Origin of the sequence: Polaribacter sp. 11A2H (assembly GCF_011379025.1) — a bacterium.
Lineage (GTDB): Bacteria > Bacteroidota > Bacteroidia > Flavobacteriales > Flavobacteriaceae > Polaribacter.
In genome coordinates this window covers 133,760-151,165 of sequence record NZ_WTLD01000007.1, presented here as the reverse complement: position 1 = coordinate 151,165, position 17,406 = coordinate 133,760, and the positions used below count along the sequence as shown (strand labels likewise).

15 protein-coding genes are annotated in these 17,406 nt (G+C 30.6%); 9 read left to right on the top strand and 6 right to left on the bottom strand.

Going from position 1 to position 17,406, the window contains the following annotated elements; all coding sequences use genetic code 11:
* The 4 genes from GQS58_RS11025 to GQS58_RS11010 all read left to right on the top strand — a co-directional run bounded on the left by GQS58_RS11025 (window position 1) and on the right by GQS58_RS11010 (window position 4,257).
* Window positions 1–957 carry an electron transfer flavoprotein subunit alpha/FixB family protein gene (locus tag GQS58_RS11025; RefSeq protein WP_166385804.1) on the top strand — a complete coding sequence of 319 codons (957 nt, stop codon included), beginning with the start codon at window positions 1–3 and terminating at the stop codon, window positions 955–957.
* Between the two features lie 332 nt (window positions 958–1,289).
* Window positions 1,290–1,901: a bifunctional nuclease family protein gene (locus GQS58_RS11020; protein ID WP_166385802.1), complete on the top strand. Its 612-nt coding sequence runs from the start codon at window positions 1,290–1,292 to the stop codon at window positions 1,899–1,901.
* 17 nt (window positions 1,902–1,918) lie between these two features.
* On the top strand, window positions 1,919–3,364 hold the full coding sequence (locus GQS58_RS11015; protein WP_166385800.1) for a NupC/NupG family nucleoside CNT transporter: 1,446 nt from the start codon (window positions 1,919–1,921) through the stop codon (window positions 3,362–3,364).
* A gap of 68 nt (window positions 3,365–3,432) precedes the next feature.
* On the top strand, window positions 3,433–4,257 hold the full coding sequence (locus GQS58_RS11010; RefSeq protein WP_166385798.1) for a thymidylate synthase: 825 nt from the start codon (window positions 3,433–3,435) through the stop codon (window positions 4,255–4,257).
* A gap of 83 nt (window positions 4,258–4,340) precedes the next feature.
* Here the strand turns inward: GQS58_RS11010 and GQS58_RS11005 are convergent, their stop codons facing one another.
* A complete protein-coding gene (locus tag GQS58_RS11005; RefSeq protein WP_166385796.1) occupies window positions 4,341–4,637 on the bottom strand; it encodes an isoamylase early set domain-containing protein in 297 nt (98 codons plus the stop codon).
* A gap of 301 nt (window positions 4,638–4,938) precedes the next feature.
* Between GQS58_RS11005 and GQS58_RS11000 the strand changes: the two genes are divergently transcribed.
* Window positions 4,939–5,433: a dihydrofolate reductase gene (locus GQS58_RS11000; RefSeq protein WP_166385794.1), complete on the top strand. Its 495-nt coding sequence runs from the start codon at window positions 4,939–4,941 to the stop codon at window positions 5,431–5,433.
* Here the strand turns inward: GQS58_RS11000 and GQS58_RS10995 are convergent.
* Window positions 5,426–5,857: a DUF6146 family protein gene (locus tag GQS58_RS10995; protein ID WP_166385792.1), complete on the bottom strand. Its 432-nt coding sequence runs from the start codon at window positions 5,855–5,857 to the stop codon at window positions 5,426–5,428. The two genes, GQS58_RS11000 and GQS58_RS10995, sit on opposite strands and share 8 nt — an antisense overlap.
* Before the next feature lie 99 nt (window positions 5,858–5,956).
* Between GQS58_RS10995 and GQS58_RS10990 the strand changes: the two genes are divergently transcribed.
* From GQS58_RS10990 to GQS58_RS10980, 3 genes are read left to right on the top strand one after another with little or no spacing between them, the layout of a single operon-like run.
* Entirely contained in the window at window positions 5,957–6,517 is a 561-nt protein-coding gene (locus tag GQS58_RS10990; RefSeq protein WP_166385790.1) for a DNA-3-methyladenine glycosylase I, read from the top strand.
* The gene (locus GQS58_RS10985; RefSeq protein ID WP_166385788.1) at window positions 6,514–7,275 is read left to right on the top strand and encodes a hypothetical protein; all 762 of its coding nucleotides are present in this window, start codon (window positions 6,514–6,516) and stop codon (window positions 7,273–7,275) included. The genes GQS58_RS10990 and GQS58_RS10985 overlap by 4 nt, the downstream gene beginning before the upstream one ends.
* Before the next feature lie 38 nt (window positions 7,276–7,313).
* A complete protein-coding gene (locus GQS58_RS10980; protein WP_166385786.1) occupies window positions 7,314–9,341 on the top strand; it encodes a dipeptidyl-peptidase 3 family protein in 2,028 nt (675 codons plus the stop codon).
* 151 nt (window positions 9,342–9,492) lie between these two features.
* Here GQS58_RS10980 and GQS58_RS10975 read toward each other — a convergent pair whose 3' ends face one another.
* The 3 genes from GQS58_RS10975 to GQS58_RS10965 form a co-directional block, all read right to left on the bottom strand.
* Entirely contained in the window at window positions 9,493–10,449 is a 957-nt protein-coding gene (locus tag GQS58_RS10975) for a type IX secretion system membrane protein PorP/SprF (protein ID WP_166385784.1), read from the bottom strand.
* On the bottom strand, window positions 10,446–15,155 hold the full coding sequence (locus tag GQS58_RS10970) for a cadherin-like domain-containing protein (RefSeq protein WP_166385782.1): 4,710 nt from the start codon (window positions 15,153–15,155) through the stop codon (window positions 10,446–10,448). Before GQS58_RS10970 ends, GQS58_RS10975 begins: the two co-directional genes overlap by 4 nt.
* 756 nt (window positions 15,156–15,911) lie before the next feature.
* Complete coding sequence (locus tag GQS58_RS10965; protein WP_166385780.1) at window positions 15,912–16,118, bottom strand: hypothetical protein; 207 nt, start codon at window positions 16,116–16,118, stop codon at window positions 15,912–15,914.
* Window positions 16,119–16,337: 219 nt separating this feature from the next.
* On the opposite strand from GQS58_RS10965, the gene GQS58_RS10960 reads away from it, so the two are divergent.
* The gene (locus GQS58_RS10960; RefSeq protein ID WP_166385778.1) at window positions 16,338–16,724 is read left to right on the top strand and encodes a nucleoside triphosphate pyrophosphohydrolase family protein; all 387 of its coding nucleotides are present in this window, start codon (window positions 16,338–16,340) and stop codon (window positions 16,722–16,724) included.
* 131 nt (window positions 16,725–16,855) lie between these two features.
* On the opposite strand, the gene GQS58_RS10955 is transcribed toward GQS58_RS10960, so the two are convergent.
* A complete protein-coding gene (locus GQS58_RS10955; RefSeq protein WP_166385776.1) occupies window positions 16,856–17,338 on the bottom strand; it encodes an ABC transporter ATPase in 483 nt (160 codons plus the stop codon).
* Between the last annotated feature and the right edge of the window lie 68 nt (window positions 17,339–17,406).

The window sequence follows — 17,406 nt, the reverse complement described above, 5'->3', positions numbered from 1 at the left end:
ATGTCTGTTTTAGTTTTTGCCGATTCATCGGAAGGAAAATTTAAGAAAACTGCTTTAGAAGTAGTTTCATATGGAAAAAAGGTTGCAGAACAATTAGGTACTAATGTTGTTGCAATCACAATAAATGCAAGCGATTCATCAGAATTATATACCTACGGAGCAGAAAAAGTAGTTTCCGTAACTAACGATGCTTTTAATACATTTAATGCAAAACAATATGCGGCTGTAATTACAGAAGTAGCCAAAGCAGAAAATGCCACTGTTGTAGTTGTAGATTCTAGTATAGATGGTTTGTATGTAGCGCCAATAATTGCAGTAAATTTAGAAGCCGGTTGTGTTTCTAACGTAGTAGATATACCGTCAAGTACAAGTCCGTTTACAGTAAAAAGAAAAACATTTTCTAACAAAGCGTTTTCAAATACTGTAATTTCTACAGAATATAAAGTTATTGGAGTTGCTAAAAATTCTTATGGTGTTCATGAAAATGTAGTGGCAGGAAACACAGAAACTTTTGAAGCTACAATTGTAGCACCAGGAGTAAAATCAGAAAAAATAGAAAGAGTTACTGGTAAAGTAACTATTGCAGATGCAGATATTGTAGTTTCTGCAGGTAGAGGTTTAAAAGGACCAGAAAACTGGGGGATGATAGAAGAATTATCTGAGGTTTTAGGCGCTGCAACAGCATGTTCTAAACCAGTTTCAGATTTAGGATGGCGTCCACACTCAGAACATGTTGGGCAAACAGGTAAACCAGTTGCAGCTAATTTATATATTGCCATTGGTATTTCTGGAGCAATACAACATTTAGCAGGTATCAATGCATCAAAAGTAAAAGTAGTTATAAATACAGATCCAGAAGCGCCGTTTTTTAAAGCAGCAGATTATGGTATTGTTGGTGACGCTTTTGAAGTAGTACCAAAATTAATCGAAAAATTAAAAGCTTTTAAAGCATCTTAATTATAAATAATTACTTTTTTGGGCGTGCCCAAATTATTTAAAGTGAAATATTAGAAACTTATCAGAAATAAAATTTTGATAAGTTTTTTTATCAACTTTTATCAAAGTCAAAATAATTTCGTCAGGCTTTCCGCACTCGCTTTTTTATTTTAAAAGAAAAATAAAAAGAGCTCAAACAGGTGCTTCAATCCTTCACGCAAGAGTAAAACTCACTTTTTTGAGAAATATCAGCATTAACCTATTATTTTTATTAAATTGTGCCCCTCTAAAAGTTTGTAAAAATGACTTCAAAAAGTTTTGCAAATATATTTTAGTTTTACGTAAATAAATTTATGAGTTTAATACAATTAACTATAAAGGGTATTTCTTACAGTCAAACTCAGAGTGGTGCTTATGCGCTGGTTTTGAGTGAGATGAAAGGCACAAGAACTTTACCTATTATTATTGGAGCCTTCGAAGCACAATCTATTGCAATTGCTTTAGAAACAGAAATTAAACCTCCAAGACCACTTACACACGATCTCTTTAAAACATTTTCAGACCGCTTTTCTGTCACAGTAAAAGAGGTAATTATCCATAAATTAGTAGATGGTGTATTTTTTTCTAGCCTAGTTTGCGAAAAAGACGGTGTAGAAGAAATCTTAGATGCTAGAACTTCAGATGCAATTGCAATAGCAGTTCGTTTTCAAGCACCAATTTATACTTATGAAAATATTTTAGAAAAAGCAGGTATTTTTCTAAAGATAGAAGAAGAATTTGGTATTGAAGATACAGAAGAATCTGAAGAAGACGCTTTAGACATAGATGCGTTAATAATTAAAAAAGAATCTTCTTTTTCTGACGTTAGTTTAGAAGCGCTTCATGACCAATTAGACAATGCAGTTTCTGATGAAAACTACGAATTAGCTGCAAAAATTAGAGACGAAATAAGTAAACGCTCTTAATAGTATACATCTACATTATGAAAAAAATATTTATTGTTGTTTTTTGTCTGTTATCAATTTCCGTTTTTTCTCAGAATACAGAAACAGTTTCAGCTATAAATGAAATTATACCTAGTCAAGGTTTTTCTTTTAGCAGTTTATGGAGAGGAGTTTTAGGAATGTTTTCATTAATATTGATCGCTTTCTTATTTAGTGCCAACAAAAAAGCCATCGATTGGAAAAAGGTAGCCATTGGTTTGTTTTTACAATTAATAATAGCAATTGGAGTTTTAAAAGTTGAATTTATACAGTCTATATTTGAATTTGTAGGAGGTATCTTTATTGAAATATTAGCTTATACAAAAGCAGGTAGTGAATTCTTATTTGCAGGTATTGTTGGAGATATGAATAAATTTGGATACATATTCGCTTTCCAAGTATTGCCAACCATTATTTTCTTTTCTGCTTTAACATCATTATTATTTTATTTAGGAATTATTCAAAAAGTAGTAAAAGTTTTAGCAATTGTATTGTCTAAATTTTTAGGGATATCAGGTATGGAAAGTCTTTCTGTAGCTGGTAATATTTTTTTAGGACAAACCGAAGCGCCACTTCTAATTAAAGCTTATTTAGAAAAAATGAATAAGTCGGAAATGCTATTGGTAATGATTGGTGGTATGGCAACTGTTGCAGGTGCAGTATTGGCAGCTTACATTGGCTTTTTAGGTGGTGGAGATAAAGAATTAGAATTGGTTTTTGCAAAACATTTATTAGCAGCCTCTGTAATGGCGGCACCAGGAGCTATTGTAATTTCTAAAATATTATATCCACAAACGGAAGAAGTAAATTCTGATGTTACTGTTTCTCAAGAAAAAATAGGTGCAAATATATTAGACGCCATTGCAAATGGAACCACAGAAGGTTTACGTTTAGCTGTAAATGTAGGAGCAATGCTTTTAGTTTTTGTAGCTATAATTGCAATGTTAAATGGTATTTTAGGAGCCGTTGCATCTTTTGATGGTTTTACAATAGAATTTTTAAACTTAGAATGGCATTTTGTTTCTGTAAACGAACTTATCGCAAATAACACGCTTTATGACGGTCTTTCTTTAGAGTTTATTTTAGGATATATATTTGCTCCTTTAATGTGGCTTATTGGTGTGGCTAAAGAAGATATGGCTTTAATGGGGCAGTTGTTGGGTATAAAATTGGCTGCAAGTGAATTTGTAGGTTATATTCAGTTAGCAGAATTAAAAAATGTTGCAAGTGCAACGCATTTAACATATAACAAATCTATAATTATGGCAACTTACATGTTGTGTGGGTTTGCAAATTTTGCGTCTATTGGTATTCAGATAGGAGGTATTGGATCTTTAGCACCAGGACAACGTAAAGTTTTGTCAGAATTTGGAATTAAAGCTTTAATAGGAGGTACCATTGCTTCTTTAATGTCTGCAACTATTGCAGGTATGATTATAGGTTAAAAAGTGTAATCGTGTAATTGTTTATTTTTTTAAACGTTTACATGAATAAACAAATAAAGGAATAAATAATGCAGCAATATCACGATTTAGTAAAGCACGTTTTAGAAAACGGAAACGAAAAAGGAGATAGAACAGGCACGGGAACAAAAAGTGTTTTTGGGTATCAGATGCGTTTCGATTTAAGTAAAGGTTTCCCTATGGTTACGACTAAGAAGCTACATTTAAAATCTATTATTTACGAATTACTTTGGTTTATAAAAGGAGATACAAATATTAAATATTTACAAGAAAACGGTGTTAAAATATGGGATTCTTGGGCTGATGAAAATGGAGATTTAGGTCCGGTTTACGGGCACCAATGGCGTAATTGGAATAGTGATGAGGTAGATCAATTAAAAGATGTAATAACTACTTTAAAGACCGATCCAAACTCAAGAAGAATGTTGGTTTCTGCTTGGAACCCTTCTGTTTTACCAGATACTTCTGTGTCTTTTTCAGAAAATGTAGCCAATGGAAAAGCAGCTTTACCGCCTTGTCATGCTTTTTTTCAGTTCTATGTAGCAGATGGTAAGTTATCTTGTCAACTATATCAAAGAAGTGCAGATATCTTTTTAGGAGTGCCTTTTAATATTGCTTCTTATGCATTGTTTACAATGATGATTGCGCAAGTTTGTGGTTATGAAGCAGGAGAGTTTATTCATACTTTTGGAGATGCTCATATTTATAATAACCATAAAGAACAATTTAAAGTTCAGTTGGCTAGAGATATAAGGCCTTTACCAAAAATGAAGATGAACCCAGCAATAAAAAATATCGAAGATTTTACTTTCGAAGATTTTGAGCTGATAGACTACAATCCTCACCCTAATATTAAAGGAAAGGTTGCCGTTTAGAAATAAAACTTACATTATAACAAAACAAAAAAGAGCTTTCAATAATAATTGGAAGCTCTTTTTTTATATCAATAACGCTGTTATTATAAATTTAACACGCTGTTTTCTGCTCCTGCAAAGTCATTCCAAGCAAGCCCATCTGCTTCTTGTTCGTTTGTATAAGTACCATCTATTAAGTATTTAAACTCGTAAGATTTTCCAGATTCTAAATCTATTGTACCTTTAAAAGACCCATTTTTCAATTTCTTTAAAGGAGCTGATTTTTCATTCCACTCATTAAAGCATCCTACTACCACTACTTTTTTAGCTTCTTCAGCAGGTACCGTAAAAGTTACTTTACAAACTGGTTTGCTTTTCAAAAATTGTTTTTTAATTGCCATAATTATATAATTAAAAATTTTAAGTAAAAATATGTAACTACTTGGTTATAAACATCATTATTTTGTTAGAATATAAAAGAATTATCAGTTTAGTAAAATGGTTATATAAATTATTGATAATTCAAAATGAAAGGGAATTTAAATTATTGTTTATATAAAATAATACTTATTTCTTTCTGCTTGATTTTCAGTGTTTTCTGTTCGAAAACGTATTCGTAAATATGATATATTGATTTAAAGTGCCTTTAAAACGTCTAATCTTAGTATAAATATTCTAATTTTGTTAAAATTTTAGGATTCTATGATTACAATTATAGCAGCAATTGCAAAAAATAATGCTTTAGGAAAGGATAATGACTTAATTTGGCATTTACCAGCAGACTTAAAAAGGTTTAAGAAGGTTACATCTGGACATCACATTTTAATGGGTAGAAATACTTTTGAATCTATAGGGAAACCTTTACCTAACAGAACTACAATTATTATCACCAGAAATAAAGAATATTTTAAAGATGGGTGTTTAATCGCAAATAGTATAGAAGAAGCTATAGAGATGGTAGAAAATAAAGATGAAATCTTTATAATTGGTGGTGCTCAAATTTATAAAGAAACTATAGAGAAAAAATTGGCAGATAGATTAGATATTACTTTAGTACATCATGAATTTGAAGCAGATGTTTTTTTTCCTGAAATAGATTTAACCATTTGGGAAGAAGCTTCAAGAGAAAATTTTATTGCAGACGAAAAGAATAAATTTGATTTTAGTTTTGTAAGTTACACGAAAAAAACTATCTAATTCTACTAGAAAATCCACCACCCAAACTCATTTTATACTTTTGCTGAGCAAATAAAAAGTAATTAAATAACTTGTAGTTTACCTCGTAACCGTAATCTATAGTAGATTGGTAGTCAACGATGTTTTCATAGATATTAGCATTGAACTGAATAGGATTTCTAGCTCTGTTATTCCATTCTAAAATCCAAGTTCTATTTCTAGCCTCTAGGTAGTTTTGAGAATAATAACCTTCTGGTTTCGCTACGGAGGCTAAAAAGGCATTAAAACCAGGGTCTATAATAATTACTTCGTATTCTAAACTATCATTTGCAATAACAACAGGTTTTTCTTCTGTAGTTGTATTCTTTTTTATGGGTGATGAACCACAAGCATAAAGAAACAATCCAAAAGAAAAAAGAATAAGAAGTTGTTTTAATAGTTTCATAATCAATCATTTTAATTAGAGTAAAGTTGCGAAAAATATTCTAAAATAGGTTGGTTTTTAATTGATTTAACATTAATTTTCAACCTTAATAAAAAATAAATGAAACAAAGATGCTTTTGGGTAACAGACAGTGACTTATATAAAAAATATCATGATGAAGAGTGGGGAGTACCCGTTTATGATGATAATATTTTATTTGAGTTTCTTATATTAGAAACCTTTCAAGCGGGTTTAAGTTGGATTACAATTTTGAATAAAAGAGAAAATTTTAGAGTTGCTTTTGATCAATTCGATTATAAAAAAATTGCAACTTACTCCGAAAGTAAATATGAATCTTTACTACTAGATTCTGGAATTATTAGAAATAAACTTAAAATTAAAAGTGCCATTACAAATGCACAATTATTTATAGAAATTCAAGAAGAGTTTGGATCTTTTTCTAAATTTATTTGGTCTTACGTTAATAACAAACCAATTATTAATAAGTTCGATAATAGAGAAGAAGTACCGGCAACAACAGCGCTATCAGATAAAATTTCTAAAGACTTAAAGAAGAGAGGTTTTATATTTGTAGGATCTACTGTAATATATGCGTACATGCAAGCTGTTGGTCTGGTAAATGACCACACCACAGATTGTTTTAAATGTCCATTAAAATGAAGTTACTAGAGATTCCAAAAGAAGATCTAAAAAAAATAATTTCTGTTTTTAATAGAAAAATAGGGTTATTTATTTTTTTTGTATTTGTTTTATTTTTTGATAGTAGCTTTTTTTCTGAAAAAGTATCGAATTCTCAAATTACAATTAACTTAATAATGTTTGCGGGTTTTATTGCCCTGTACTTTAGATCTACTCCACGCGTAAAAGAATTAATGCTGTATGCTGTGTTTTTAGGAATTGGTGGAGAATACCTGTTTTCTAGAGGATTACAAATGTATACCTATAGATTAGAAAACGTGCCTTTATATGTGCCAATAGGGCATGCAGCTTTATACGGTAGAGTTTTTAAATTTAGCACTGCGCCAATAGTTAGAAAATATGATAAAGCTGTAGAGCAATTCTTATCAGTATTTATAGCTTTACTGTCTACAATTTATTTAGTATTTTTTAATGATGTTTTTGGTTTTGTAATGACAATAGGTGTTTTTCTTTTACTTTGGAAAAGGCCTAAGGATAGATTATTTTTTTATGCAATGTATATTTTAGTAGCAATTCTAGAAATTGGAGGTACGGCATTTGAATGTTGGAAATGGCCAAGTACAGCCTTTGGTTTTATAGAATTTTTACCAAGTAATAATCCACCAAGTGGTATTAGTTTGTTTTATTTTTTATTAGATATTGGATGCTTTTATCTGTATACTTTAAGACACAAAATAGCATGGTCTAGATTAAAAAGTATCCGCAGAAAGAGTACTTAAAATTTGTACCTTTATACATCAATAATAAACTTAATAAAATGAATATAAAACAGACGATTTTTAGTTTTTCAGTTGCTGTATTATTGGCTTCTTGTACTGCAGAACCCAAAAAAGAAACAGAGAAAACAGCAGTAGAATTTAACCATTTTGTAGAACAATTTGCAGATATTAAAGTATTGCGTTATAAAATCCCAGGGTTTGAAGAGCTTACTTTAAAAGAAAAAGAACTTGTTTATTACTTAACACAAGCAGGTTTGTCTGGTAGAGATATTATGTGGGATCAAAACTATCGCTATAATTTAAGTATTAGAAAGGCTTTAGAAAACATCAACCAAAATTATACTGGAGATAGAGAAAGTGAGAGCTTTAAATCGTTTAAAACCTTCTTAAAAAGAGTTTGGTTTTCTAATGGTATTCATCATCATTATTCTAATGATAAATTAAAACCAGCTTTTACAAAAGAATATTTTACAGAAGACTTATTAAAAAATTCAAACACAGAATTGTCATCAGAAATAATTGAAATTTTATTTAATGATGCTGATAATAAAAAAGTAAATAAGAAATCTGGAGTTGACAATATTTTGTCATCAGCAATTAATTTTTATGGACCAGATATTACAGACAAAGATGTTGTTGATTTTTACAAAACAGCTTATAAAGGCTCTAAAGAGCAACCAATTGAAGCTGGTTTAAACTCTAAATTAGTAAGAGAAAATGGAAAATTGGTAGAAAAAACTTGGAAATCTGGCGGAATGTATGGTGCTGCATTAGATGCTGTTATTGGTTGGTTAGAAAAAGCAAAAGGAGTTGCAGAAAACGATAAACAAGCACATACTTTAGAGCTATTAATAGAATATTACAAAACAGGAAGTTTAGATGTTTGGGATCAGTATTGTGTTGCTTGGGCAACTTCTACCGAAGGAAATATAGATTGGATAAATGGTTTTATAGAAGTATATAACGATCCAAAAGGATATAGAGGTTCTTATGAAACGGTTGTTCAAATTAAAGATTTTGACATGTCTCGTAAAATGAAAGTTTTATCGGACAATGCGCAATGGTTTGAAGATAATGCTCCTTTAGATCCTTCTCACAAAAAAGAAAATGTAGTTGGGGTTTCTTATAAAACTGTAAATGTTGCAGGTGAAGCAGGAGATTCGTCTCCAAGCACACCCATTGGTGTAAATTTACCAAATAACAATTGGATTCGTGAACAACATGGTTCTAAATCTGTTTCTTTAGGAAACATTATTGGAGCATATAATAGTGTAGGTGGAACAGATCGTTTAAAAGAATTTGCTAATGACGAGGAGGAAGTTCGTTTAGAAGAAAAATACGGTCAGATTGCAGATAAATTACATACTTCTTTACATGAAGTTATTGGGCATGCTTCTGGTGTAATTAATGAAGGTATAGGACAACCAAAAGAAACGCTTCAAAATTATGCTTCTACAATGGAAGAAGGTCGTGCAGATTTAGTTGGTTTATATTATTTAATGGATGCCAAATTAGACGAATTAGGGTTGACAGATAATTACAAGGAGTTAGGGATGGCTGCCTATGATGGATATATTAGAAATGGTTTAATGACACAATTGGTGAGAATTAATTTAGGAGATGATATTGAAGAAGACCACATGGTAAACAGACAATGGGTTTCTGCTTGGGCTTTTGAGCAAGGTAAAAAAGACAATGTTATAGAGAAGGTTGTTAGAGATGGTAAAACGTACTTTAATATAACTGATTATGATAAATTAAGAGAAATATTTGGACGCTTATTAAAAGAGGCGCAACGTATAAAATCTGAAGGTGATTTTGAGGCTGCTAAAGCTTTAGTAGAAGGGTATGGTGTTAAAGTAGATCAACAAATTCATGCGGAGGTTTTAAAAAGAAACGAGCAGTTTAAATCGGCTCCTTATAGTGGTTTTGTAAACCCTGTTTTAGTTCCAGATTTAGATGAAAATGGACAGATTTTAGACGTGAAGGTAACGCAACCAAAAGATTTTGAGGAGCAAATGTTATTTTACTCTAAAAATTATAATTTTTTAGGAACTGAAAATTAAAATCATTTATTCCTGATAAGGAATGTCTTTAAATAATCATAAAAAAAAACCGATTCTGAAGAGAGTCGGTTTTTTTATGATTATTAAATTGTGAGCTTATTTTATCCTTTATTAGGTGAACAATAAACAGTCTTAAGTTAATGAGAATGCTTTAAAAATAGCAACGGTTATGAAACAACCAGCGCGTATTTCTTTTTAAATCTAAATCAAAAGTAACTATAATTTCATGAGAGCTTAAGTTACTTCCATAATTAGCCAACCTAACATCATAAGAATAACCAACTCTATATTTTTTATTGATAACTAAAGCAAACACAGCACTCATAGATTCTTTATAACGATAAGATAAACCTGCCTCAACTTTTTCTTTATAAATAAAATTAGCGTTTAGATCTACAGAAACGGGTAAGCTAGGAGTGTATTTTATAATCGTTGAAGGCTTAAATTTTAATTCTTCAGACATTTCGTAGATATATCCTGATGCTAAAAAGTAGTTTTGGTTGCTTATTCCAAAGTTTTCATCAAGATTTTCTAGTGTTTTAAACTGACTAGATTTTAATATATTAGGAATGGATAATCCTATAAAAAATTCTTCAGTATAATACAATCCTCCAAAACCAATATTTGGGTAACTTCCATCTGTAGAAGCATAGGTTTCATTGTCTGGTGTTACGCCTCCTGCATAATTGTTGTTAAAAAAAGTAATACCACCTTTTAATCCAAAAGAGAGTCTTTCATAGCGAGATATAGGCAATGTATAAGAGACGTCTAAATTTATATTATTACTATTTGCTAAACCTAATTTATCGTTTATAACTGTTGCTCCAAAACCAAAACCGGCTGCTGTTCTTCCGTTTATGGAGAATGTTTTAGTTTCTGGAGCTCCTTCTACACCAACCCATTGCTGACGCGCTAATAAAGAGATGCTTAAATCTGCTCTAGAACCTACAAACGCAGGGTTTATTACCTGCATATTATACATGTATTGTGTATAATGTGGTGTCTGTTGTGCGTAGTTAAATGTGCTAAAGAAAAGAATTAGTAAGACACATGTAAAAAGCGTTTTATCTGTGATTCTTAAATTGTTTTGGGGGCTTTTTTGTATCATCTTATTAATTGGATAAAGCTTTTCTTAGGTTTTGTAACACCATCGTTATAATCTAAAGAGTAATAATAAATGCCTTCTGTAACAGGTTTTCCGTGGTTGGTTCCGTCCCACCAAAGTGGATTTGCATTACCATTGTTTTTATAATCGAATACTTGACCTCCCCAACGGTCAAGTATCGTTATTCTAAAGTTTGGATATTCTTCAATTCCAGAGATTTTATATAGGTCACTTTTTCCATCGCCATTTGGCGAAAAAAGATTTGGGTAATCATTGTCTTTTATAGTTCCCGTACCAAAAACGGTTGATGAATGATTAGAAACACCTGTAGATATTATTTTAACCTCTAGGCGCATTGTTTCTGTATCTTCGTTTATAGTGTCATCTATAGTTTTTACATCTTGAGTTGTAGATGTTTCAAATGCGGGTATGGAAGCGGTGGTAAATTCTGCATTATAGTCTTCTAAATCACTTGCTGTTTCATTAACCGTTTCTAAATTAAAGTTAATAGGTAAAGAGTTCTGCATTGACTCATCCGAATCTGGATTTACGAGTGAAACTGTAAAAGTTAAAGTACGTCCTTCTATAACAGTAACATTGTCTATTATAACTTTAGGGTCTGGGTTTATATCTAAAATTATACCTGTTTTAGTTAAATCTTGCGCTCCAATATGAGCAGACGCTACAACGCCGACAACGTTTATAAATTCATCTGGTTCGTTTATATTGTCTATAAAAGTAGGAATATTAAAAGTGCTTTCTGTATTTGCGTTATTAGGATCTGTTGTTTCGGTAATGGTTAAAGATTTATAAAAACTTTGGTAATCTTCTGGACTAATTGCAGTTCCGTCTGTGGTATGTATGTCTATGTAAATAGGTCTAGAAGATGGGTGGCTTAAAGTAACTTTATGTTCTAAATCATCACCTTCATCAGTTGTAGAGTTATTCATGGTAATAGATGGTACATCTTCATCATCTAAAAGAGTACCAACCCCACTTATTTCTGTGTTAATTGTGTTGTTAGAAGTTATGTTACCTTTTAAAGTAAATAATTCATCTAGCTCATCAATCTTGTCATCTAAAGAATTTATCGTAAACGTATTTGTATCTGTAAAAGGGTCTATTGTTAAGGCTTTAGAAGTTACTTGTTTATAATCATAAGGCGCAATTGCTATATTGTATTGCTCTGCAGTTTCTGTACCGTCTTTTGTTGAAAAAAGAATTGTAATTGGTGATGCACTTTGAATTAATTTTGATTGATCTGTCTTTTTAACTAACAAGATTGTGAATTCTAAATCTTCTCCTTCAATTACGGATACATTATCAATAAGTACAACAATCGCTATAATTTCTCTCCAGTCTCTTTCTGATGTATCAGGGTCATCATTATTAGGGAAATCTGTAGGTACTTGATTATTTGTTGGGTTTACCAATGCAGTATTATTGTCATAAGCATCATCTAAACCATCATTATCAATGTCTAAATTTAGTGGGGTCGTTTCTGCAATTCCATCATTATCTAAATCCCAAGCTTCAATAGCATCATCACGAATGTCATTATCAGAATTGAAATCGATATAATCTGGTTCAGCATCACGATCTGTATTTGTTGGAGTAATTCCTTTTGGGTAGGCAGTATCTATACCTAAAATATTAACAATACCGTTTGGTGCTTTATAGTTAGCGGTGGTTTGTCCTTCAATATTATCTACTATTCCATCTCCATCTGCATCGATATCTATAAAGTTAGGGTAGCCAGTTGTATCTGTATTAAGTACTATGTATTTAATTGAGGCATTGATAGTATCATTGTTTTCTAGTGTGTTGTCAAAGCCGTTTGTACCAACACTATTATTTGTACTACCAGAGCGATTTCTATCTGTAGATGCATTTCCGGCTTCTACAATGTCTAAAATACCATCGTTATCGCTGTCTAAATCTAAGTGATTAGGAACCCCATCATTATCAAAATCAAAAATATCTACAATACCATCAGTATTAGCATCAATACCATAATGGGTATCTCTATAATTAGGTGTAAAATCTCCGTCATGGTCATCTAAAGGATTTAATCCGTTGTATTCATCAACATCTAGTATGGTGTCATTATCATCATCAATATCAACAGCGTTAGAAATACCATCATTATCGGAATCTGTCGTGGCATTAACAGCTACAAAACCAGATGAGCTTATAATTTTATTTAAAGGGTCTGTTGCTGTAAAACTAGAAGTGTTATTGCCAATACAGTCTTCATAAAAAACCACTGTAAACTGAACAGTAATAGTTTCTCCTCGCATTAATATACCAGAAGTACCATCAAAAAAATTAATATCTGATGTTCCGTTGTAATTAGGGTTTAATATTGGGTCTGCTGTTGCTGTTGAGTTCTCTATAAAAGGAGTTGTAACAGAAACAATATTACCAGAACAAATTTTATTTAAGTCGTCTTGTAGATTTAAGTTTTCTAATTGTACAATGTTACTATTGTTTTTTATGGTAAGTTGAAACGTAATTTCATCATGTTCTAGAATACCATTAGGAATTTTATTAACCTCAGAAATTGCTTTCTCATTATTATTGGCAGAGGTAAATAAAAACACCATATCCTTAGAAGCGCAACTGCATTGCATTGCAGATGTTACTGGTGCTGTAGATGAATTTGTTGGGTAATATCTATCTAAATGGTTTCCTAAACCATCAGACCAATTAACAAAAGAGAAATTTTTATTGTTAGATGAGGTTGACTCATCGAATCCGTCTAAACCACCTTGTGTTTGTGAAAGTTTTAATTGATCAAAATGGTTAACTCTAGTAGAGGAGAAAGGTTCTGTTAAATAATAGATTTCTAAAATTACAGTTTCTCCAGGTTCAAGAGAATTATTTGGCATTAGTAATTTTGTGTTTGTTCCTCCGTTATAAGAAGTGTTCACAGTAACATCAGGACCAGAAACCTGAGTAACTTTAAGCTTTCTAAAAACAATACCTTTGCTTAAGAAATCGCCTAAGCCCATGTTATAATTAACATTATTAGCTGTAGCGGTACCTTCATTTGTTAAGATAACTCTATTGGTATAATCAAAAGTACCGTCTGGGTTTACGTTTGGATTTCGTTCTGGGACATATAATCCTCCAGCTACAACAGCTTCTGTAGTATGAAAATCTTTAAGTAAAAGACTTTTAGAATGGTTACCTATTGTAGAGGTTACCTCTGCTACATGATTAAAATCGATTCCAGAACCAGAAGGAGTAGGGGTAGGTCTACCACCACAAAAAGGATTTACTGTTACACAAAATTCAATGTTTATAGATTGCCTTGGGTATAAAATGAAATTATCTATAGCATCTTTGTTAAAAAGAGAATTTGATGTAGCATTTAAAAAATCATTATTTACAGCATCTGTATTAAATTCAGTAGGGTATGGGTTGTCTATAAAATCATGAACATCAGTTGTATTCACCGTAACGCCTTCTATTTGTTCTACACATCCATTGCCGTAAATGCTATTCAAATCATTTGTTAAATTGATGTTTTTTATAAGGTTTTCTGCATGGTAATCTCTTGCAGTACTTGTGTTTCTAAGTGTTAAGCTATATTTAATTTTATAGACTCCGTCTACCGTATAGCCTTGGTTACAGCTAGATAAAGAGCTTATTTCTAGTAAGTCGGTTATGTGTTCTACCGTTAAATATAGATTCGCAGAATTTGTAAAAGTTCCGTCAGAAATAATATACTTAATTACAGGAATATTCCCTGTGTAATTTTTAGTAGGGATAAAAGTATAGCTACCATCTGGTTTAAAAGAGATGCTTCCTCCTGCAAAAATTGCTTTTTGATCTGTGTTGTAAGTTGTTCCGTTTACTATAAAATTGATAATTGATAATGCGTTATTATCTTGGTCACTGTCATTTACGAGTACACCAGGAGCTTCTACACTTAAAGTAGTATTTATATTTGCAGTATCATAATCATCCTTAGCATCTGGCGGATATAAATTAATAATTTTTACAGTTAAGTTAGCAGTACTTGTAAAAGTTCCGTCTGAAACGGTATACTTAATTGTTGGAATTTTGTTGTTATAATTAGCGGCAGGTATAAAAGAAAAACTACCATCTTCATTTATGGTAATAGATCCTTCAGTAAAACTTGCTTTTTCACCTGCATGATAACTAACAGTATCTATTTTAAATTCTGTAATGGATAAGAAGCTTTTGTCTTTATCAGTATCGTTACTTAATATACCAGGCGCATCAACATTAAGTGTTGCGTTTGTTTCTGTAGTATAATTGTCATTTTTAGGATCTGGCGCATATAGGTTATTAACTTTAAGAGTCAAATTTGCAGAAGCAGTATAGGTGCCATCAGAAATTACATAGTTAATTGCAAGAGAGATATCATTATAATTAGTAGCAGGTGTAAAAATAAAACTACCATTTGCATTAATAGTAATGGTTCCATCGGTTAAGTTGGCAGTGTCACCTGCAGCATATGTGATACTATCTAATGTAAATTCTGTAACCTCTAGATCGTCGTCATTTATATCCGTATCGTTACTTAATAAACCAGGAGTTTCAATTATTAATTGGGTGTTTGATGTAGTGGTATAATTATCATCTATTGCTACAGGTGCTGTTTGAGCAGAAGTAAATTGATAGAAAAGTAAAAAGAATATAAATATTTTATATGTATAGTTTTTAGGGGGTATCATTCTTTAGGGGGATTAAATGATTTTAATAAAAAAGTGTAAATATTGTCAGATAGTTTGTTATGTTTTGGGTAGGGAATAATTTATACCTAAATATGTTGTGCTAACAGATAAGTATAAAGAGTTCTTCTTTAAAGTAGTGTTATTTTGAACAGCATTATTATCCTTTTTGGATTCTGGATCTGCTAGAGCAAACTTATTGAATAATAAAAAGAATACTAAAAATAGTAGCGCAAGGGATACTACATATAATATAAATGTACTGGTTTTGTTTTTTTTAGAGGATATCATTCTTAGGGGATTAAATGATTTTAATATTTCTATTAATTATTAGTAAAATGTATTATGTTTTGTTTTTTATGGTCTTTAACAAACAAGGTAACTTGAATAAAAACTAGTTAACAACTGAAAAAATTCATTTAGACCTATGTGATTAATCGGAAGGTCTGGGTTGTTAATTGTTAATGAGGTGTTTGTTTTTATAATGTAATTATCTGCTGTAGCTACAGAAGTTGCAGTAGCAAACTGATAAGAAAATATGAAGAATACAAGTATATTGTATTTGTTTTTATTTAAGGGTATCATTCTTTGGGGGATTAAATGATTATATGTTTCTATTAATATATTGTTAAATGTACAGAAAAATATTTTAAATAGTACTTGTTTTTATTTTAATTTTTTTTTGGCGTTTTAAAATTAGTACAAATAATAAGGGTTTATTTTGATTTTTTTTTATGTTGTAAAATAGTGTAAATTAAATTATTGACCCCATAATATTCTAATAGCAACAAAAATAGCAATAACAATTAGGCTATATATAAGTACTTTCTTACCAGTTCCTTTATAATAACGTTGGTGGTTTTTTATATCTTTTTTATAACTATAAATCATTAAAGCTACAAAAGCTATCAAAAATAAGATCATAAAAACAATTCTTCCTGTTGTAAAATAAGCACTTAAAAACATAATTTGTATTCTTTATAAGTTGTGGGTTAATGGTAAACAAGAAGCTTTTATTTTATCAGAAAGTTTCTATATATTGTCTAACTAAAATTAATAAAATTCTATTTTGCAAAATTACAAATTAAATGAAGAACGTCATTGTTTTTGGTGTAACTTCTAAAATTGAATATTACTTGCTAAATTAAAATAAACAATAAAATTATAAAATAAATCGAATATATAATGAAAAACAAAATAGCAGCAGTAACTGAATTTCACACCGCTTTTAAATTAAATATGAATCAAAAACCAATTGCAAGTATTGGTAAAGATAGAAATACACTTCGTTTTAACTTAATGAAAGAAGAAAATGAAGAATATTTAGAGGCAGCAGAAAATAATGATTTGGTTGAGGTTGCAGATGCCTTAGGAGATATGCTGTATATTTTATGTGGCACAATTATAGAACACGGAATGCAAGATAAAATAGAAGAAGTGTTTAATGAAATTCAGCGTAGTAATATGAGTAAATTGGGTGCAGACGGTAAACCTATTTACAGAGAAGATGGTAAAGTGTTAAAAGGACCTAACTATTTTAAACCAAATATTGGTGCTATTTTAGATAAATAGGCAATTATAGAAAGTGAAATTTGTATCGAGAATTAATTGTAGCTATTCCTCGATACAAGTTTTTTATAAAAGGAACTTGTAATAACATTATAAAGACAAATTAGATTTTACAATGTAAACAAGATAGAATGTTATAAATACCTATTGTACCAGCTTTCTTCAAGAGGAATTTCCCAATTGTTATCAAAGTCCACTTTTGTAGTTATTAAATTATCAAAAATGATGCTTTTTGCTGTTACAGCTTTATTTTTAAGTAGTTTTTTAAAGTCTTTTAAATCTTTGTATTGTACGTATTCTCCTTGTTTAAAACAAGCATTCATTTTGTCTAACAATTCTACGTCATGTTCTTGTTGAAGTTCTAAGATAAAAGAAACAGATGCATCTATATCTGAGTTTGTTAACGTAGAATTTTCGTCATCTGCAAACAGCACAATAAATCTGTTGTATAAAAATTGGTAGGAAGCTTTAAAGTTTTCATCGTCAGATTTCCAGCTTTCTAGAAAGTCTTTTAATTTACTTTCAATACCTTCAATTTCATTCGGATAAAATTTTCTACTAGAAGGGTATACCCAAACTTTTGCTTCTTCGGTAATTGTGGAATAATCTACAAACATTTATATATAATTTTCTGTGCAAATATACAGAAAAGAGAAGTGGTTGTTTAAAAAGTTTTCACATTGTC

Excerpts from the sequence above, each read along its gene's own strand:
- GQS58_RS11025 (WP_166385804.1), top strand. The coding sequence starts at position 1 with ATGTCTGTTTTAGTTTTTGCCGATTCATCGGAAGGAAAATTTAAGAAA.
- GQS58_RS11020 (WP_166385802.1), top strand. The coding sequence starts at position 1,290 with ATGAGTTTAATACAATTAACTATAAAGGGTATTTCTTACAGTCAAACT.
- GQS58_RS11015 (WP_166385800.1), top strand. The coding sequence starts at position 1,919 with ATGAAAAAAATATTTATTGTTGTTTTTTGTCTGTTATCAATTTCCGTT.
- GQS58_RS11010 (WP_166385798.1), top strand. The coding sequence starts at position 3,433 with ATGCAGCAATATCACGATTTAGTAAAGCACGTTTTAGAAAACGGAAAC.
- GQS58_RS11005 (WP_166385796.1), bottom strand. The coding sequence starts at position 4,637 with ATGGCAATTAAAAAACAATTTTTGAAAAGCAAACCAGTTTGTAAAGTA.
- GQS58_RS11000 (WP_166385794.1), top strand. The coding sequence starts at position 4,939 with ATGATTACAATTATAGCAGCAATTGCAAAAAATAATGCTTTAGGAAAG.
- GQS58_RS10995 (WP_166385792.1), bottom strand. The coding sequence starts at position 5,857 with ATGAAACTATTAAAACAACTTCTTATTCTTTTTTCTTTTGGATTGTTT.
- GQS58_RS10990 (WP_166385790.1), top strand. The coding sequence starts at position 5,957 with ATGAAACAAAGATGCTTTTGGGTAACAGACAGTGACTTATATAAAAAA.
- GQS58_RS10985 (WP_166385788.1), top strand. The coding sequence starts at position 6,514 with ATGAAGTTACTAGAGATTCCAAAAGAAGATCTAAAAAAAATAATTTCT.
- GQS58_RS10980 (WP_166385786.1), top strand. The coding sequence starts at position 7,314 with ATGAATATAAAACAGACGATTTTTAGTTTTTCAGTTGCTGTATTATTG.
- GQS58_RS10975 (WP_166385784.1), bottom strand. The coding sequence starts at position 10,449 with ATGATACAAAAAAGCCCCCAAAACAATTTAAGAATCACAGATAAAACG.
- GQS58_RS10970 (WP_166385782.1), bottom strand. The coding sequence starts at position 15,155 with ATGATACCCCCTAAAAACTATACATATAAAATATTTATATTCTTTTTA.
- GQS58_RS10965 (WP_166385780.1), bottom strand. The coding sequence starts at position 16,118 with ATGTTTTTAAGTGCTTATTTTACAACAGGAAGAATTGTTTTTATGATC.
- GQS58_RS10960 (WP_166385778.1), top strand. The coding sequence starts at position 16,338 with ATGAAAAACAAAATAGCAGCAGTAACTGAATTTCACACCGCTTTTAAA.
- GQS58_RS10955 (WP_166385776.1), bottom strand. The coding sequence starts at position 17,338 with ATGTTTGTAGATTATTCCACAATTACCGAAGAAGCAAAAGTTTGGGTA.